This window comes from Bacillota bacterium LX-D (assembly GCA_031628995.1).
Classification (GTDB): Bacteria; Bacillota; DUOV01; order DUOV01; family Zhaonellaceae; genus JAVLUO01.
Window position 1 is genome coordinate 1 of record JAVLUO010000008.1, and the last position, 15,623, is coordinate 15,623.

Genomic DNA, 15,623 nt, shown 5'->3' on the forward strand with positions numbered 1-15,623 from the left:
GAACCACCCGTTCCCATCCCGAACACGGAAGTTAAGCCCTCCAGCGCCGATGGTACTAGGGAGTATTCCCTGGGAGAGCAGGTCACTGCCAGAATTATATATTCCCTGATAGCTCAATGGTAGAGCACTCGGCTGTTAACCGAGTTGTTGTAGGTTCGAGTCCTACTCGGGGAGCCATTACAACTACCTATCAAGTAAAACGATAGGTAGTTTTTTTATAGCTATTTTATAGTGGTTCATATGCTAAATCGTGGGATTGTTTCATTGTATATCTGACCTGATTAAAAAAATATATTTTGTTAAAAATATAGATAATGACTTGACATTTTAAATATTTATTATATTATTTAATTGAAAGGTCAAACTTGGTCAAAAGGTTAAAGATAGTCAGGGGTGCGTATTTTATGGGTAGTTTAGTCGATGCGATTGAAGCTTATATAAAATACAATTTGGAAAAGAGTCCAACAAATTATGTGGAACTGCAGCGCAGTGAATTGGCTTTAAAGTTTGCTTGTGTTCCTTCGCAGATTAATTACGTGTTAAGTACAAGATTTACTGTGGAACAAGGTTATTTGGTTGAAAGCCGCCGGGGAGGCGGAGGTTACCTTCGTATAGTTAAATTACCAATTAATCAAGATGAACATCTATATCGTCTAATAAATGAAAGTATCGGTAAAATAGTAAATCAAGCGGCTGGTGAGGGTTTAATCAAAAGGCTCCTTGAAGAAGGTTTTTTAACTAAGCGAGAAGGAATGCTAATGAAAGCTATTATCAAAAATGAAAGTATTCCACTTGAAGGGATGCAAAGAGATTTAGTCCGTGCCAATCTGCTTCGGGTAATGCTTTTAACCATACTGCGCGAGGAGTTTCAAGAATAGTATTTGTTTAACTTATTCGGAGGTGGGTTATTATGCTGTGTCAGCAATGCCAAAAGAGGCCTGCAAAAGTGCATATTACTAAAATTGTAAATCAACACAAAACTGAATTAGATTTATGTGAGGAATGTGCTAGTATGTACCAGCAGGAATGGAGCGGTTTTTTTGAACCAACCTTTTCTATAAATAATCTTTTGGCAAGTATTTTGTCAAATGATCCTCAAATAAAGAGTAGTTCTAACAATGTATTGCAAGGCAAGGTTTGCCCACTATGTGGACAGCATTATGCTCATTTTGCTCAGACAGGAAAATTAGGATGTGATCACTGTTATGAGAGCTTTAGTAATGGAATAAATCCATTGCTTCGTAGAGTGCAAGGTAGTCAAACTCATAAAGGGAAGATACCTAAGCGAATTGGTGGAAGTTTAAAAATTCAAAAAGAATTGCAAGACTTACGATATAGGTTACAAGGGCTAATTTTAAATGAAGAGTTTGAGGAAGCCGCTGAAGTTCGAGATAAAATTAAAGAACTGGAAAAGAAACTGAGGGGAAAGGAAAAAGGGGTGGAATAGATGAGAAACATTTTTAAACACAGTAAGTGGATGGAAGGCTATGGCCCAGAGGCAGATATTGTATTATCGAGCAGAGTCAGACTAGCCAGAAATTTTAAGGATATCCCTTTTCCTCAAGTACTCAGCGAACAAAAATTATTAGATGTTGCTGATACTGTTGAACATATGGTACCGGAACTTTTATCTAATAATAAAATTGATACTTTAGAATTTATTTTATTAGATAAATTATCTGCACTAGAAAAGCAAATACTAGTTGAAAAGCATTTAATAAGTATTCAGTTAGCGGAAGGAGGAAAAGGCAAAGCTGTACTCTTAAATAATGATGAATCCATAAGTATTATGGTAAATGAAGAAGATCATTTGCGAATTCAATGTCTGTTGCCTGCTTTGCAATTAAATGAAGCTTTACGAATAGCTAACTTGGTAGATGATGCTTTAGAAAGTAAGTTAGATTATGCTTTTCGCGAACCATACGGTTATTTAACAAGCTGCCCTACTAATGTTGGAACTGGTCTAAGAGCATCCGTAATGATGCATTTACCTGGACTAGTTATTACTAATCAAGTAAAAAAAGTACTTTCTGCGCTGCCAAGAGTAGGTTTAACAGTTAGAGGGCTTTATGGGGAAGGCAGTGAAGCTTCAGGGAATTTATTTCAGATATCTAATCAAATTACCCTAGGACAATCTGAAGAAGATATTATCTATAACTTAAATTCTGTTTGTAATAAAATTATTGAACAAGAACGTTCGGCTAGAAAAGCTATGCAAGCAGAATGGAAAATACAGTTGGAGGATAAAGTAAATAGGGCTTATGGTCTTTTAACACATGCTAAAGTAATAAGCTCTGAGGAAGCAATAAGGTTATTGTCTGATTTACGTTTGGGCATAACCATGAATTTAATTAACGGTGTAAAAACGGACCAACTTAATGAATTATTAGTTGCTATCCAACCTGCATCTCTTCAAGCCCATTACGAAAAGAGTATGTCTTCATTTGAGAGAGATGTAAAAAGAGGAGAACTCATTAAAAAGATATTAATAGAAAAGTAGGTGATTAATTATGTGGGAAAGGTTAACGGAAAGAGCGCAAAATGTGATTAAAATAGCAAAAGAGGAAGCACAAGAGCTAGGTCACCCTGCCATTGGAACAGAACATTTATTGCTCGGCTTAATAAAAGAGGGAGAAGGCGTTGGCGCTAGAGCTTTAAAAAGTTTAAATATAAATATAGATGATATTCGTAACGAGATTACTCAATTATTAGGTAAAAGCTCATCAAGTACTGCCGATATTAGTTTTACACCACGAGCTAAAAGAGTATTAGAACTTTCTTTAATTGAAGCCAGAAAAATGGGCGTTAATTACGTTGGTACTGAACACTTACTATTAGGCATACTTAGGGAAGGCGAAGGTGTGGCTGCCAGAGTGCTAGCTAAATTTGGTATAACAGCAGAAAAAATAAGAAATCAAGTTATGAGTCTCCTTGGCGGTAGTGCCAAAGCATTTAATCCATGGGGGATATTTTTTATTGGAGGCGAAGATCCAGAGTTTACCTCAGGACAGAATATGCAAAGTTCCTCCCAGGGAAAAAGTACTGGTACTTCTACACTAGATCAATTTGGCAGAGATTTAACTGCTATGGCTAGAGAAAATAAGTTAGATCCTGTAATAGGCAGAGAAAAGGAAATAGAAAGAGTCATCCAAGTGTTAAGTAGAAGAACTAAAAATAACCCAGTTTTAATAGGTGAACCTGGTGTTGGGAAAACAGCAATTGCTGAGGGATTGGCACAACGTATTGAAGAGAAAAAGGTGCCAGAAATACTTTTTGGCAAAAGAGTAGTGACCTTGGATATGTCTGGAATGGTTGCAGGTTCCAAATATAGAGGCGAATTTGAAGAGAGATTAAAAAAGGTATTAACTGAAATTACACAAGCAGGCAATATTATTTTATTTATAGATGAGCTGCATACCTTAATTGGTGCAGGAGCAGCAGAAGGAGCTATTGATGCTGCTAACATTTTAAAACCATCATTGGCTCGAGGGGAAATCCAATGTATAGGTGCCACGACTTTAGACGAATACAGAAAACATATTGAAAAAGATGCAGCTTTAGAGCGTCGTTTTCAGCCCATTACGGTAGGTGAACCAACGCAGGAAGAAACTGTTAAAATTTTATATGGTTTAAGGGATAAGTACGAGGCCCATCACAGGGTTAAAATTACTGATGAGGCTATAGAGGCAGCAGTTAGACTTTCTGATCGATATATTACAGACCGATTTTTACCCGATAAAGCAATTGATTTAATCGATGAAGCTGCTTCACGAGTGCGTTTAAATGGACATATTGCTCCTCCCGATTTAAAAGATATGGAAGCAAAACTGGAGGAAATTCGCAAAGAGAAGGAGGCAGCTGTTCATAGCCAAGAATTTGAAAAAGCAGCTACTTTAAGAGATAAAGAGCATGAAATAAGGGATAACCTACAAAAACTAAAGCAAGATTGGGACGCCAAAAAGGGTACCACTAAATCCCAGGTAAATGCTGAAGAAATTGCTCATATTGTTGCTGATTGGACTGGAATTCCAGTGACAAAATTAGCTCAAGAGGAGAGCGAAAAGCTATTAAAATTGGAAGATATCTTGCATGAAAGGGTTATTGGACAGGATGAAGCTGTAAAAGCTGTCAGCAGGGCAGTTCGCCGTGCACGAGCTGGACTGAAAGACCCTAAACGTCCAATTGGTTCATTTATTTTCCTAGGGCCTACTGGCGTAGGTAAAACTGAGTTAGCTAGGGCTCTAGCTGAAGGACTTTTTGGCGATGAAAACGCTTTAGTGCGCCTTGACATGTCCGAATACATGGAAAAGCACACTGTTTCTAGATTAATTGGAGCTCCTCCTGGCTATGTAGGCTATGAAGAAGCCGGTCAGTTAACAGAAGCTGTCCGTCGCAAGCCTTATACAGTAGTATTATTTGATGAAATTGAAAAAGCCCATCCCGATGTGTTTAATATACTATTGCAAGTACTAGAAGATGGCCGCTTAACAGATTCCAAAGGTAAAACTGTTGACTTTAGAAACACAGTGCTTATTATGACCTCTAATGTAGGCGCAAGCAAGCTGAAAGGAACTCGAACTCTTGGCTTTAGTACTACTGAAAAAGCAGAAGAATCCTATCAAGCAATGAAAGACAGGGTAATGGATGATTTAAAACGTACCTTTAGGCCTGAGTTTTTAAATAGAATCGACGAACTTATTGTCTTCCATTCCTTAAGCAAGGAGCATATCCTTGATATCGTTGATTTGATGATTAATGAAGTTAATAAACGGTTAAAAGAACAGGACATTGAAATAACTGTTACTGACGAAGCTAAAGCAAAATTAGTAGAAGAAGGTTTTGACGAGGAATATGGGGCAAGGCCTTTACGCAGAACTATTTTACGCCTAATTGAGGATAATTTAGCTGACGGTATGTTAGAAGGCAAATTTAAAGCCGGTGATAAAATTACTGTTAAATTGTTAGATAGGAAAGTAGTTTTAGAAAAATAATTTTAGCAAAATAAAATCTCTGATTAACTTCAGGGATTTTATTTTTTCTTGAACAATGGTACTATGGCAATAAAATGGGCTGTTAAAAGGATGAGATTACTGTGTCGAAGATTAAAACAAAATATATCTGTCAGCAATGTGGTTTAGAAACAGTAAAATGGTTAGGAAAATGTCCCGGATGTGGTGAGTGGAATAGCCTGGTGGAAGAATTAATACCACAAGAACCCTTTTTAAAAGGTGGGCTAGCACTGGGGTTATCATCTGGACAAAAGCCGGAACAAATAAATAAGGTAGAAACAGACGAATACCCACGGTTTTCAACAGGCTCAGAAGAGCTTAATCGGGTATTAGGTTTGGGGATTATGCCAGGTTCCTTAACATTAATAGTTGGAGACCCGGGTATAGGCAAGTCCAGTCTTACCCTGCAAGTGTGCTCTTTCGTAGCCGAAAACCGTGGAAAGGTGCTCTATGTTACTGGAGAGGAAAGTGCTCGGCAAATTAGGCAAAGGGCTGACCGACTTAAGGCCTTAAATGAAAATTTATTTGTGTTAAGTGAAACTAATCTAGAGATTATAGAAAAATATACACTGGAACTAAAGCCTGAGCTATTAATTATTGATTCAATTCAAACAATCTTTAAACCAGATATTCAAAGTGCTCCAGGCAGCGTCAGCCAAGTTAGGGAAAGTGCGGCCCAACTGTTGAGGCTTGCTAAAACTAATGTCATAGCAACTTTTTTAGTAGGACATGTGACTAAAGATGGGACCCTTGCTGGGCCAAGAGTACTGGAACATATTGTTGACACTGTTCTTTATTTTGAAGGAGATCGAAATGCACAATTTCGGGTCTTAAGAGCAATTAAAAATCGTTTTGGCAGTACTAATGAAATAGGATTATTTGAGATGTGTAATCAGGGATTAGTCGATGTTCCTGATGCGTCTAAGATCTTTTTAGCCGAACGGCCCGTAGATGTTCCAGGCAGTGTCATTATCCCAACTATTGAAGGAACTAGACCATTATTAGTTGAAGCTCAAGCTCTTGTTAGTAAGTCCACTTACCTGCCCCCGCGCAGAACATCGGATTCTGTTGATATTAAACGCATTCAATTGCTTTTGGCTGTTCTTGAAAAGCGGGTTGGCTTAGGATTTGGCAACATGGATGTTTTTGTTAAGGTTGCTGGAAGAATTACTATCGATGAACCTGCTATCGACCTAGGGTTAACAGTTGCTCTAGCATCCAGTTTAAAAAATGTAGCGACTGATAAAGCTACTGTAATTTTTGGTGAGGTTGGCTTGACAGGGGAAGTCCGTGCGGTCACCCAAGTTGAACAGAGGATTAAGGAATCTGAAAAAATGGGATTTAGACGGATTATATTACCTAATGGAAATTTAAATAATTTATCACCCAACATTTCACTAGAGTTAGTAGGAGTGAAGTCGGTAGAAGAGGGTCTTCAAGCGGCTTTTAAGTAGTAGATTAAAGTTAACGAAATATGAATATACAACAATATGGTTAACCCCTAAATGATAGCTAAGAACTATTTGGGGGTTTTTGTATTGACATGTGCTAATTCTCAGCATAAAATTAATTCATTATTTTAGAATAAGCTAATATATTTATTAATAAATATTAGCAATATGGGGGATGTAAAATGGTTTTTCTTGCCGAAATTTTTAGATGGCTCAACAGCCAATTATTGCAAATGAAATGGTTGGCACACTTAATTGAATCCCTGGTGGAAAATGTTTTTGGTCTCCCAACGGATAGCCGTTTAGGTGGAAGTATTCACTTTTTCATCTACGATACCATAAAGATATTAATACTTTTATCAGTCTTAATTTTTATCATATCTTACATCCAAAGCCACTTTCCACCTGAACGGACCAAAAAAATATTAGGAAAGTTTGGCGGTATTACTGGCAACATCATGGGGGCATTGCTGGGCACAATTACTCCCTTTTGTTCATGTTCCAGCATACCGCTTTTTATCGGATTTACGGAAGCAGGTTTGCCTCTTAGTATAACTTTTTCTTTTCTAATCTCTTCACCAATGGTTGACCTGGCTTCTTTGCTACTATTACTCTCAATTTTCGGGGCTAAAATTGCTATTGCCTATGTTTTTGTAGGGCTTATTCTCGCTATTGTGGGAGGTACCATTATCGGCAAGCTTGGTATGGAGCAATATGTGGAGGACTATGTCTGGGGAATACAAAGCCAGGAAGTTGAACTGCCTGAAATGACAAAAAGGGAACGGATTAATTATGCTCTTGATCAGGTTAAAGAAATCGTACATCGTGTTTGGCTCTATATTTTAATTGGAGTAGGTATTGGAGCAGCTATCCATAATTGGATACCCGAGTCTATTATTGAAAATGTTATAGGTTCAAACAACCCTTTTTCAGTTATTTTAGCTACCCTAGTAGGAGTGCCTATGTATGCAGATATTTTTGGGACCCTTCCTATTGCCGAAGCACTCTTTGATAAAGGAGTAGGAATTGGTACGGTGCTGTCTTTTATGATGGCAGTAACTACTTTGTCTCTGCCTTCTATGATTATGTTACGTAAGGTTGTTAAACCGATGCTGTTATGGACATTTATTTGTATTGTCACCTTTGAGATTACTCTAGTTGGATATTTATTTAACGCATTTTCATTTTTTTTAGTTTAGTCAGCTTTGTGAAAGAGAAGAATTTTGAAAGGATGTTGATAGTATGAGTAATGAAAACAAAGAGTTTTGTTGTTCCGACTTGTCCTGCTGTAGTCCTATTAACAAGCAGGAAGAACCTAAAAGACAGCTTGTGGTTGGAAAGTTCTCCTACTATTCGCGTCAATGGTCATGATATTCAGTTTGAGGTAAAAGAAAGCGTATGTAGTTCATGCAGCGATTTAAGCGGCGTTGAAACTGACTGGCACCATTGAAGGGCGCAAGTTTCTTAGGTGGTAATAAGTTTTGCTTATTTTCCTTACCAAAAAATTTTTAGTAAAGTGTTGTATATTTATAAATAATGGCATATAATATATGTGCATATGCGAATAAATAAATATACAATAAATGGTGATTAAAAATGCAATTACTGCTGAATATCTTAAAGGCACTGTCTGATGAAACACGGCTGCGCATAATTAACTTGTTATATGAAAAGGAGCTCTGTGTATGCGATATAATGGAAACCCTGCAAATTACTCAGACCAAAGCTTCCAGGCACCTTTCTTATTTAAAAAACAGCGGACTTGTATCAGATAGAAAGCATGCACAGTGGGTATATTACTCAATTATACATGATACTCAGAATAAATTTTTAGATAGTTTGGTATTCGATAATTTAAGGAATTTAGAGCAGTTCAAGAATGACTTGGCAAACCTAAAGGAGTGGCTGCGAAGAAAAAATATCCCCTGTGATTAAGGGCGAGTTAAGCAATAATAAACTAAGGGAGAAGTGATGGTGTGAAGGTGAAAGTTGCATTCGTATGTACAGGTAACTCTTGTCGAAGCCAAATGGCAGAAGGTTTAGCCAAGCGTTACGGAAATAATGTATTAGAGGTTTATAGTGCAGGCACACACCCTGCGGAAGAAGTCAATCAAAACGCAATAGCAGTTTTACAGGAAATTGGGATTGACATTAGTGACCAATACCCTAAACTATTAAACGATATTCCTCACGAAATGGATGCTCTAATCAAAATGGGCTGTGGTGTTGAGTGCCCCTTTATTCCCAGTAAGTACCAAGATGATTGGGGACTTCCCGACCCTGTAGGTCAGCCAATAGAAGAATTTAGGAGGGTTAGAGAAATTATTAAAGAGAAGGTTCTAGCTCTTGTTAAAAAAGCCCAAAATAATGAATTGTTTTAAGGAGGGTAAAAAATGTCCGAAAAAATTTCAACTCAATTAAATTTTTTGGATCGCTGGCTCACCTTATGGATTTTTGCGGCAATGGCTCTGGGGGTATTAATTGGCTATGTTTTTCCAGGGGTAGCGGATTTATTAAACAGATTTTCTATTGGCACAACGTCTATTCCCATTGCAGTAGGTCTAATTGTGATGATGTATCCGCCCCTAGCCAAAGTTAAATATGAAGAATTGGGGAAAGTATTTCGCAACAGAAGAGTTATCACTTTATCTTTAGTGCAGAACTGGATCATTGGTCCTATATTAATGTTTTTTTTAGCCATAATATTTTTACATAATTATCCCGAATATATGGTAGGACTAATTTTAATTGGTTTAGCTCGTTGCATTGCTATGGTCATTGTCTGGAACAGCTTGGCAAAAGGAGACGGTGAGTATGCGGCTGCTTTAGTAGCTCTAAACTCTATCTTCCAAGTAATATTTTACTCCTTTTACGCCTACGTGTTTATTACACTTTTACCAAGCTGGCTTGGGCTGCAAGGAATGGTCGTTCATATTTCTATGGCAGAAGTAGCAAAGAGTGTAGCAATTTATTTAGGTATTCCTTTTGTAGCAGGTTTTTTAACCCGTTATTTCCTATTGCCAGCAAAAGGACGAGAATGGTATGAAAAAACTTTTGTGCCTAAAATCAGTCCTTTAGCTCTGATTGCTTTATTATTTACAATTGTCGTTATGTTTTCCTTAAAAGGAAATTACATTATTAAATTGCCTCTGGACGTAGTGAGAATTGCTATTCCCTTAGTTATTTATTTCTTAGTTATGTTTTTAGTATCTTTTTATCTTAGTAAACGTATAGGCATTAATTATGAACAAACAACAACCCTAGCTTTTACAGCGGCTAGTAATAACTTTGAGTTAGCAATTGCTGTTGCTGTAGCTGTTTTTGGTATTGAGTCAAGTCAAGCTTTTGCAGCAGTTATAGGACCACTCATAGAAGTACCAATTATGATTTGGCTAGTTAATGTAGCTCTTGGCTTTCGAAAAAAATATTTTGTAGAGGCACCCAAGTAAAGAAATATAGAAATGTCATTAGATTTAACATGAGCCATTTATAAGGCTCATGTTTTTTTATAAAAAGTTTAAATTATGCAATAAATATTAAAATATTTTAACATGATTATTATCTAATTTTTGATATTATAAGATTAGGATAATGTATGCGCTTAGATACTGTTTAAGGAGTTGAATCGGGTGACTTTAATCAAGCATTTACGGAATTTTTTAACTCCAGAACTTTTGTAAAAGAAATCATAGCACAATTCGTCTATTAAAAAGTTATTGCAAAAAATTTACTTGGTCTTTCATTTTATTATTGCATATTTGTAAAAATTAGTTTGCAATTGGAGTTTTTTTGAACTTTTTTTAAAGTTATTAAGCAACATCTACAACAAAAAGATATACTAAGTCTAAACAGATATTCAACACATTTCTTTTAGTTATGATTGTATTAATAATTTATAAGATATTTAAAAAATTACAGTAATACGTAAAACAAATTGGCGTCTTCAAGCAATTTGTCTTGAACGTTGATTTTAGTATTTTTTCATTAGCTTAAACTAGCTTCATTTTTGAAATGTGCAAACTCGCTTTTGCTATCTACATATTTTTAGTAAAGCTTAATACTATTTTCTTAGCAGTTTAAAAAGGGGAAATAAAAAATTATAAGAAGGTGTGTATTTTGAAAAAGTGGTTTACTTCCATGATTTTTGACACGAGTGCTCATACTACCACTTTTTTAATTTAACCGACTAACTTAACTAAAGTCGTTTTGTACTGTAAAAATACGTATCTGTCCGATCATTTTTTATGCTTAGATTATTTCTGTCTAAAAGCAAGCCATAAAGTAGTTTAGCATCTGTGCTTAGTCCTCTGAATCGTTCCGAGAACAATTCTTTAGGTATTCTATTATAAATTTTTGAGATTGTTTTCCACAATTGACAGGGGTTTGGAGAATATGCGAAAACGAAAAATTTTACAAAGGTGATTTTTAGAGTATAATTAAAGTATAATTGTATGGGAGGTGACTAAAATGTTTACAGTTGGCGATAAAGTAGTCTATCCCATGCATGGTGCTGGAGTTATCGAGGCTATAGAAGAAAAAGAAGTACTAGGAGAAAAAAGAAAGTACTATGTCATGCGTTTACCGCTGAGTGAGATGAAAGTTATGATACCTTTTGATAATGTTGGCGGCACAGGTTTACGTCAAGTTATTGATGAAGCTGGTTTTCAAAAAGTTCTAAAAATTTTACAGGATCCTAAAAACGATATGTCTACAAGCTGGAATTTAAGGTATCGGGCAAACTTGGAAAAAATTAAAGGCGGAAATATTTATGAAATAGCCGAAGTAGTTAAAAATTTAAGTATCAGGGATAGGGAAAAAGGTCTTTCGGCAGGGGAAAAGAAAATGTTAGAAAGTGCGCGCCAGATACTAATCAGCGAATTGGTTTTAGCTAAAGATGTAGAAGAACCCCAGGTTAAAAATTTATTGGAAGGGGTATTGACTTGATTCTTTCTGGGGAACGAAAGTTCCTTTTTTCTTAGGAATAGCAGACAAAGTATTGGCGATGGAAAATTTTTGAACTAATTAACTTGAATTAATTTCCAGTATTATTGTATAATAAAATCCTAAGTTAGTAAGAATATTAAAAGGAGGTGGAATAATGATTAGAGGGATAATTAGAGTAATTATAGCACTTTCGGCAGCGGCTGCTGGGGCTTCCTTAGGTTTATTTGTAACTGAGACATGGGTTGATGGCTCTGCCGGATTAAAATGGGCTATCTGGGGATTAACTGGAATTTTTACAGGACTTATAGGGTTTAGTTTAGCACCAAAGTTAATTTCTGCTACTATTCAAACTGCTAAATGGTATGAAAGCAAGTTGAATAGGACACCTACCCAAGATATATTTGGAGGGGTGATTGGTTTAATTGTTGGACTTATTATAGCTAATTTATTAGGTATTCCAATTTCCAGATTGCCATTTGTAGGTCCTTACTTGTTTATTGCAGTAAGTTTACTTATAGGTTATTTGGGCTGGAATGTAGGCGCAAAGAAAAAAGAAGAATTTTTTGGGCTTCTAGCAGTGCTGCGCCCGGGCAGTAAAGATAAACAAGGAAAAGGTGAATTGCCTAAAGCTAGCTATAAGATTTTGGATACAAGTGTAATTATCGACGGCCGGATTGCGGATATCTGTAAAAGTGGATTTGTGGAAGGGACTCTAATAATACCTAATTTTGTTTTGGAAGAGTTGCGCCATATTGCGGATTCTTCAGATCTGCTAAAAAGGAATCGAGGACGCAGAGGCCTAGATATATTAAACATAATCCGTAAGGATTTGGATGTAATGGTCAAAATTTATGAAAAAGATTTTGATGACATACCTGAAGTAGATAGTAAACTAGTTAAGCTAGCCCAGGTAATTGGAGGTCAAGTCATTACGAATGATTATAATTTAAATAAGGTGGCAGAACTGCAAGGAGTAAAAGTGTTAAACATCAACGAACTATCAAATGCTGTAAAGCCCGTTGTTCTGCCTGGAGAAGAAATGATTGTCCAGGTAATTAAAGATGGTAAAGAACTTGGACAGGGTGTGGCTTATTTAGATGATGGGACGATGATTGTGGTAGAAAATGGTAAAAGATATATTGGCCAGATCATTGGTGTCATGGTTACTAGTGTGCTGCAAACTGCTGCCGGCAGAATGATTTTTGCAAAACCTAAAACTTATGAAAAAAAGTTTAACGACCAGCCTGCATTGGAGGTGAATGCTGGTGTCTGAAGTTGCAGCAGTAATTGTTGCAGCAGGACGAGGAAATAGAATGAGGTCCGAAATTCCTAAACAGTACCTAAATCTTGTAAATCGTCCAGTATTAGCGCATACATTACAAATATTTCAAAGCTGTCCGTTGATTAATGAGGTAATACTAGTTGCCAATAAGGATGAAAAGGATAAAACTCAACAGGAAATAATTAAAGCTTATGCTTTTGATAAAGTTACACAAGTTGTTGCTGGAGGTAGGGAAAGACAAGATTCAGTTTATAATGGGCTGCTTGCTCTTAGTGCTGAAACTAATCTAGTGGTCGTGCACGATGGTGTACGGCCACTTTTGACTGTTGATCTTTTGGAAAGGAGTATTTACGAGGGCCAAAAATACGGGGCAGTTATACCAGGAGTTCCTGTTAAGGATACAATTAAAATTGCAAATACAGAGGGCTTTGTTCAAAAGACACCTCCCAGGGATGCCCTTTGGGCAGTCCAAACCCCTCAAGTTTTTAAGAAAGATTTGCTGTTGGCTGCTATGGAAAAGGCAAAAAAAAGCAATTTTTGTTGTACTGATGAGGCTGGAATAGTAGAATGGTATGGAGAAAAAGTTAAAATTTTTCCAGGTGAATTAGAAAATATTAAAATTACCACACCCGAAGATTTAACATTTGCTACTATGATATTGGAGAAGAGATAAGATGAGAGTTGGAATTGGTTATGATGTGCACACTTTGGAGCCTAAAAGAAAACTAGTTCTTGGTGGTGTGGAAATACCCTATGAACTAGGTCTGGCAGGTCACTCCGACGCTGATGTTTTGCTGCATGCAATCATGGATGCTCTTCTAGGTGCGGCGGCTTTAGGAGATATAGGCCGCCATTTTCCCGACACAGACCAGGGCTATAAAGATATTTCCAGCATGGTACTGTTGTTGGAAACGAAAGAAAAAATAACTGCAGCGGGTTTTAAAGTTAATAATATAGACGCAGTAGTTGTTGCCCAAAAGCCACACTTAGCAGCATATATTCCTCAAATGCAAAAAAATATTGCTTTAACTTTAGAAATAAAGGAGCAGCAAGTCAATGTAAAGGCAACTACTACAGAAAACTTAGGTTTTACAGGACGTGGAGAAGGAATAGCTGCACAAGCTGTCTGTATGCTCGATGAGCTGAATAATTAATAGATTTTGCTTTATTATAGCTGTGATGGAGGTAAAAATAGTGGAAAAAGTTCGATTGCGTTTTGCACCTAGCCCTACAGGACCATTACATATTGGCGGTGCAAGGTCAGCTTTATTTAATTTTCTTTTAGCTAAAAAACTGGGCGGGGATTTTATCTTACGCATTGAGGATACGGATTTAGAGCGTTCCAGCAGGGAATCGGAAGAGAATATAAAAAACTCTCTGAAATGGTTAGGAATTACCTGGAACGAAGGCATAGATGTAGGTGGCTCCCATGGGCCGTATCGGCAAACTGAACGTTTGGATTTATACCGTCAAGCTGCAGATAAATTGTTGGAAGAAGGGTTAGCTTATCGCTGCTATTGTAGTGAAGAAGAGTTAGCTGCTCAAAGGGAAGCATTAATCGCTAAGGGTGAATTACCCCGTTATTTAGGAAACTGCCGTCATTTAACTCCTGCCCAGGAAGAGGAGTATCGCAGTCAAGGCCGTAAACCAGTGATTAGATTTAGAGTACCAGATGATCAACTGATTAAGATTCATGACTTGGTACGTGGAGAAGTTACTTTTGAGAGCAACGGCATTGGCGATTTTGTTATTGTCAAATCAGATGGTATTCCAACTTATAATTTTGCTGTAGTTATCGATGATAGTACTATGGGTATTACCCATATCATTCGGGGAGAGGAACATTTATCTAATACGCCTCGCCAAGTGTTGATTTATAATGCTTTGGGACTAAAACAACCTCAATTTGCTCACATATCTTTAATTTTAGGCAAAGACCGTTCAAAAATGAGCAAAAGGCATGGCTCTACTTCTGTAGTTAATTATCAGGAAGCAGGTTATTTGCCTGAAGCTATTGTTAATTTTTTAGCATTGCTAGGTTGGTCTCCTGAAGGAGAGGAAGAAATATTTAGCCTGGAAGAATTGATTCAGCAGTTTTCCCTAGATAGAGTGGCGAAAAACCCAGCAGTTTTTGACTTGGAAAAGTTAAAGTGGATTAATGGATATTATATCCGCCAAAGTTCACCAGAGAGAATAACAGATTTAGCAATACCTTTTTTGCAAAAAGCAGGGATTTTAACTAAAGAGGTTGATGCTCAACAATATGAGTGGCTTAAAAAAGTTATTTCAGCTATTCAGCAGAAATTTGATTACCTTAGTGAAGTACCGGAACATGCTGCTGTCTTTTTTCCAGGGAACCATAAGGTGCAGGACGAAGAAGCCAAAAAGTTAATTGAGGAAGAACAAGTGCCTCAGGTAATAAATCTTCTGATTCAAAAACTACGTGCCCAACCTCAATTAACCCCTGAAAATGTTAAAGTTATGCTGAAAGAGATTACAAAAGAATTAAAATTAGGGGGCAAAAAAGTATATATGCCCATTCGGATTGCCCTAACGGGACAGATGCATGGTCCGGAATTAACCGATTTAATTCCCCTCTTAGGCATTGAAGAAATAATTAAAAGAATAGAGGATAATCTTCAGCTAAAGATTAGTTAATTTCTTGACAGAGGAATAGTGAGCCGCTATAATTTGTTCTAAATTAAGCGTAAAAACGATGATAGGGGAAAGTAACAACAGTTTAGTCTGACTAGAGAAAACTGCCGTGGCTGGAAGCAGTTGAGGCTTATTGTTGTGAAGTGCACCCTGGAGTGGAGAGTTGAAATTCAGTAGACTTTTACGGTAGGCACCGTTATTGGCCAAGGGGATGACCCTTTTAAAAGTGGGGCTTGTTTTTTAAGCCCAAACAGAGTGGAACCGCGAACCTTTCGCCTCTGT

At 36.9% G+C, this 15,623-nt stretch carries 16 protein-coding genes, 1 tRNA gene, 1 rRNA gene and 1 other annotated feature (1 of these 19 running past the window's edge); of the genes, 17 read left to right on the forward strand and 1 reads right to left on the reverse strand.

Annotated elements, in window-relative coordinates; genetic code table 11:
• The 12 genes from rrf to arsB form a co-directional block, all read left to right on the forward strand.
• Nucleotides 1-94: ribosomal RNA gene (rrf, locus tag RDV78_07765) — 5S ribosomal RNA — on the forward strand; the annotation flags it as partial.
• 8 nt (nucleotides 95-102) lie between these two features.
• Nucleotides 103-177: transfer RNA gene (locus tag RDV78_07770), tRNA-Asn, on the forward strand.
• 227 nt (nucleotides 178-404) lie between these two features.
• Complete coding sequence (locus RDV78_07775) at nucleotides 405-878, forward strand: CtsR family transcriptional regulator (protein ID MDS1030379.1); 474 nt, start codon at nucleotides 405-407, stop codon at nucleotides 876-878.
• A gap of 68 nt (nucleotides 879-946) precedes the next feature.
• On the forward strand, nucleotides 947-1,447 hold the full coding sequence (locus RDV78_07780; protein ID MDS1030380.1) for a UvrB/UvrC motif-containing protein: 501 nt from the start codon (nucleotides 947-949) through the stop codon (nucleotides 1,445-1,447).
• Entirely contained in the window at nucleotides 1,448-2,500 is a 1,053-nt protein-coding gene (locus tag RDV78_07785) for a protein arginine kinase (protein MDS1030381.1), read from the forward strand.
• A 10-nt stretch (nucleotides 2,501-2,510) separates the two neighbouring features.
• Nucleotides 2,511-4,991 carry an ATP-dependent Clp protease ATP-binding subunit gene (locus RDV78_07790; GenBank protein MDS1030382.1) on the forward strand — a complete coding sequence of 827 codons (2,481 nt, stop codon included), beginning with the start codon at nucleotides 2,511-2,513 and terminating at the stop codon, nucleotides 4,989-4,991.
• Nucleotides 4,992-5,092: 101 nt separating this feature from the next.
• A complete protein-coding gene (gene radA / locus RDV78_07795) occupies nucleotides 5,093-6,463 on the forward strand; it encodes a DNA repair protein RadA (GenBank protein ID MDS1030383.1) in 1,371 nt (456 codons plus the stop codon).
• Between the two features lie 179 nt (nucleotides 6,464-6,642).
• Entirely contained in the window at nucleotides 6,643-7,659 is a 1,017-nt protein-coding gene (locus RDV78_07800; GenBank protein ID MDS1030384.1) for a permease, read from the forward strand.
• Nucleotides 7,660-7,709: 50 nt separating this feature from the next.
• Entirely contained in the window at nucleotides 7,710-7,910 is a 201-nt protein-coding gene (locus RDV78_07805) for a DUF2703 domain-containing protein (protein MDS1030385.1), read from the forward strand.
• Nucleotides 7,911-8,056: 146 nt separating this feature from the next.
• Nucleotides 8,057-8,395, forward strand: a complete 339-nt coding sequence (locus RDV78_07810; GenBank protein ID MDS1030386.1) for a metalloregulator ArsR/SmtB family transcription factor — start codon at nucleotides 8,057-8,059, stop codon at nucleotides 8,393-8,395.
• 41 nt (nucleotides 8,396-8,436) lie between these two features.
• A complete protein-coding gene (locus RDV78_07815) occupies nucleotides 8,437-8,841 on the forward strand; it encodes an arsenate reductase ArsC (GenBank protein MDS1030387.1) in 405 nt (134 codons plus the stop codon).
• 12 nt (nucleotides 8,842-8,853) lie between these two features.
• Nucleotides 8,854-9,909: an ACR3 family arsenite efflux transporter gene (arsB, locus tag RDV78_07820; GenBank protein ID MDS1030388.1), complete on the forward strand. Its 1,056-nt coding sequence runs from the start codon at nucleotides 8,854-8,856 to the stop codon at nucleotides 9,907-9,909.
• 746 nt (nucleotides 9,910-10,655) lie between these two features.
• On the opposite strand, the gene RDV78_07825 is transcribed toward arsB, so the two are convergent.
• Nucleotides 10,656-10,832, reverse strand: a complete 177-nt coding sequence (locus RDV78_07825) for a replication initiator protein A (protein ID MDS1030389.1) — start codon at nucleotides 10,830-10,832, stop codon at nucleotides 10,656-10,658.
• Nucleotides 10,833-10,927: 95 nt separating this feature from the next.
• Between RDV78_07825 and RDV78_07830 the strand changes: the two genes are divergently transcribed.
• The 5 genes from RDV78_07830 to gltX all read left to right on the forward strand — a co-directional run bounded on the left by RDV78_07830 (nucleotide 10,928) and on the right by gltX (nucleotide 15,344).
• Nucleotides 10,928-11,404 carry a CarD family transcriptional regulator gene (locus RDV78_07830; protein MDS1030390.1) on the forward strand — a complete coding sequence of 159 codons (477 nt, stop codon included), beginning with the start codon at nucleotides 10,928-10,930 and terminating at the stop codon, nucleotides 11,402-11,404.
• 154 nt (nucleotides 11,405-11,558) lie between these two features.
• Entirely contained in the window at nucleotides 11,559-12,677 is a 1,119-nt protein-coding gene (locus tag RDV78_07835) for a PIN/TRAM domain-containing protein (GenBank protein MDS1030391.1), read from the forward strand.
• Entirely contained in the window at nucleotides 12,670-13,359 is a 690-nt protein-coding gene (gene ispD, locus RDV78_07840; GenBank protein MDS1030392.1) for a 2-C-methyl-D-erythritol 4-phosphate cytidylyltransferase, read from the forward strand. Before RDV78_07835 ends, ispD begins: the two co-directional genes overlap by 8 nt.
• 1 nt (nucleotide 13,360) lies before the next feature.
• Entirely contained in the window at nucleotides 13,361-13,840 is a 480-nt protein-coding gene (ispF, locus tag RDV78_07845; GenBank protein MDS1030393.1) for a 2-C-methyl-D-erythritol 2,4-cyclodiphosphate synthase, read from the forward strand.
• 40 nt (nucleotides 13,841-13,880) lie between these two features.
• A complete protein-coding gene (gene gltX / locus RDV78_07850) occupies nucleotides 13,881-15,344 on the forward strand; it encodes a glutamate--tRNA ligase (protein MDS1030394.1) in 1,464 nt (487 codons plus the stop codon).
• Nucleotides 15,345-15,393: 49 nt separating this feature from the next.
• Nucleotides 15,394-15,623, forward strand: a binding site (T-box leader); it runs 1 nt beyond the window's last position.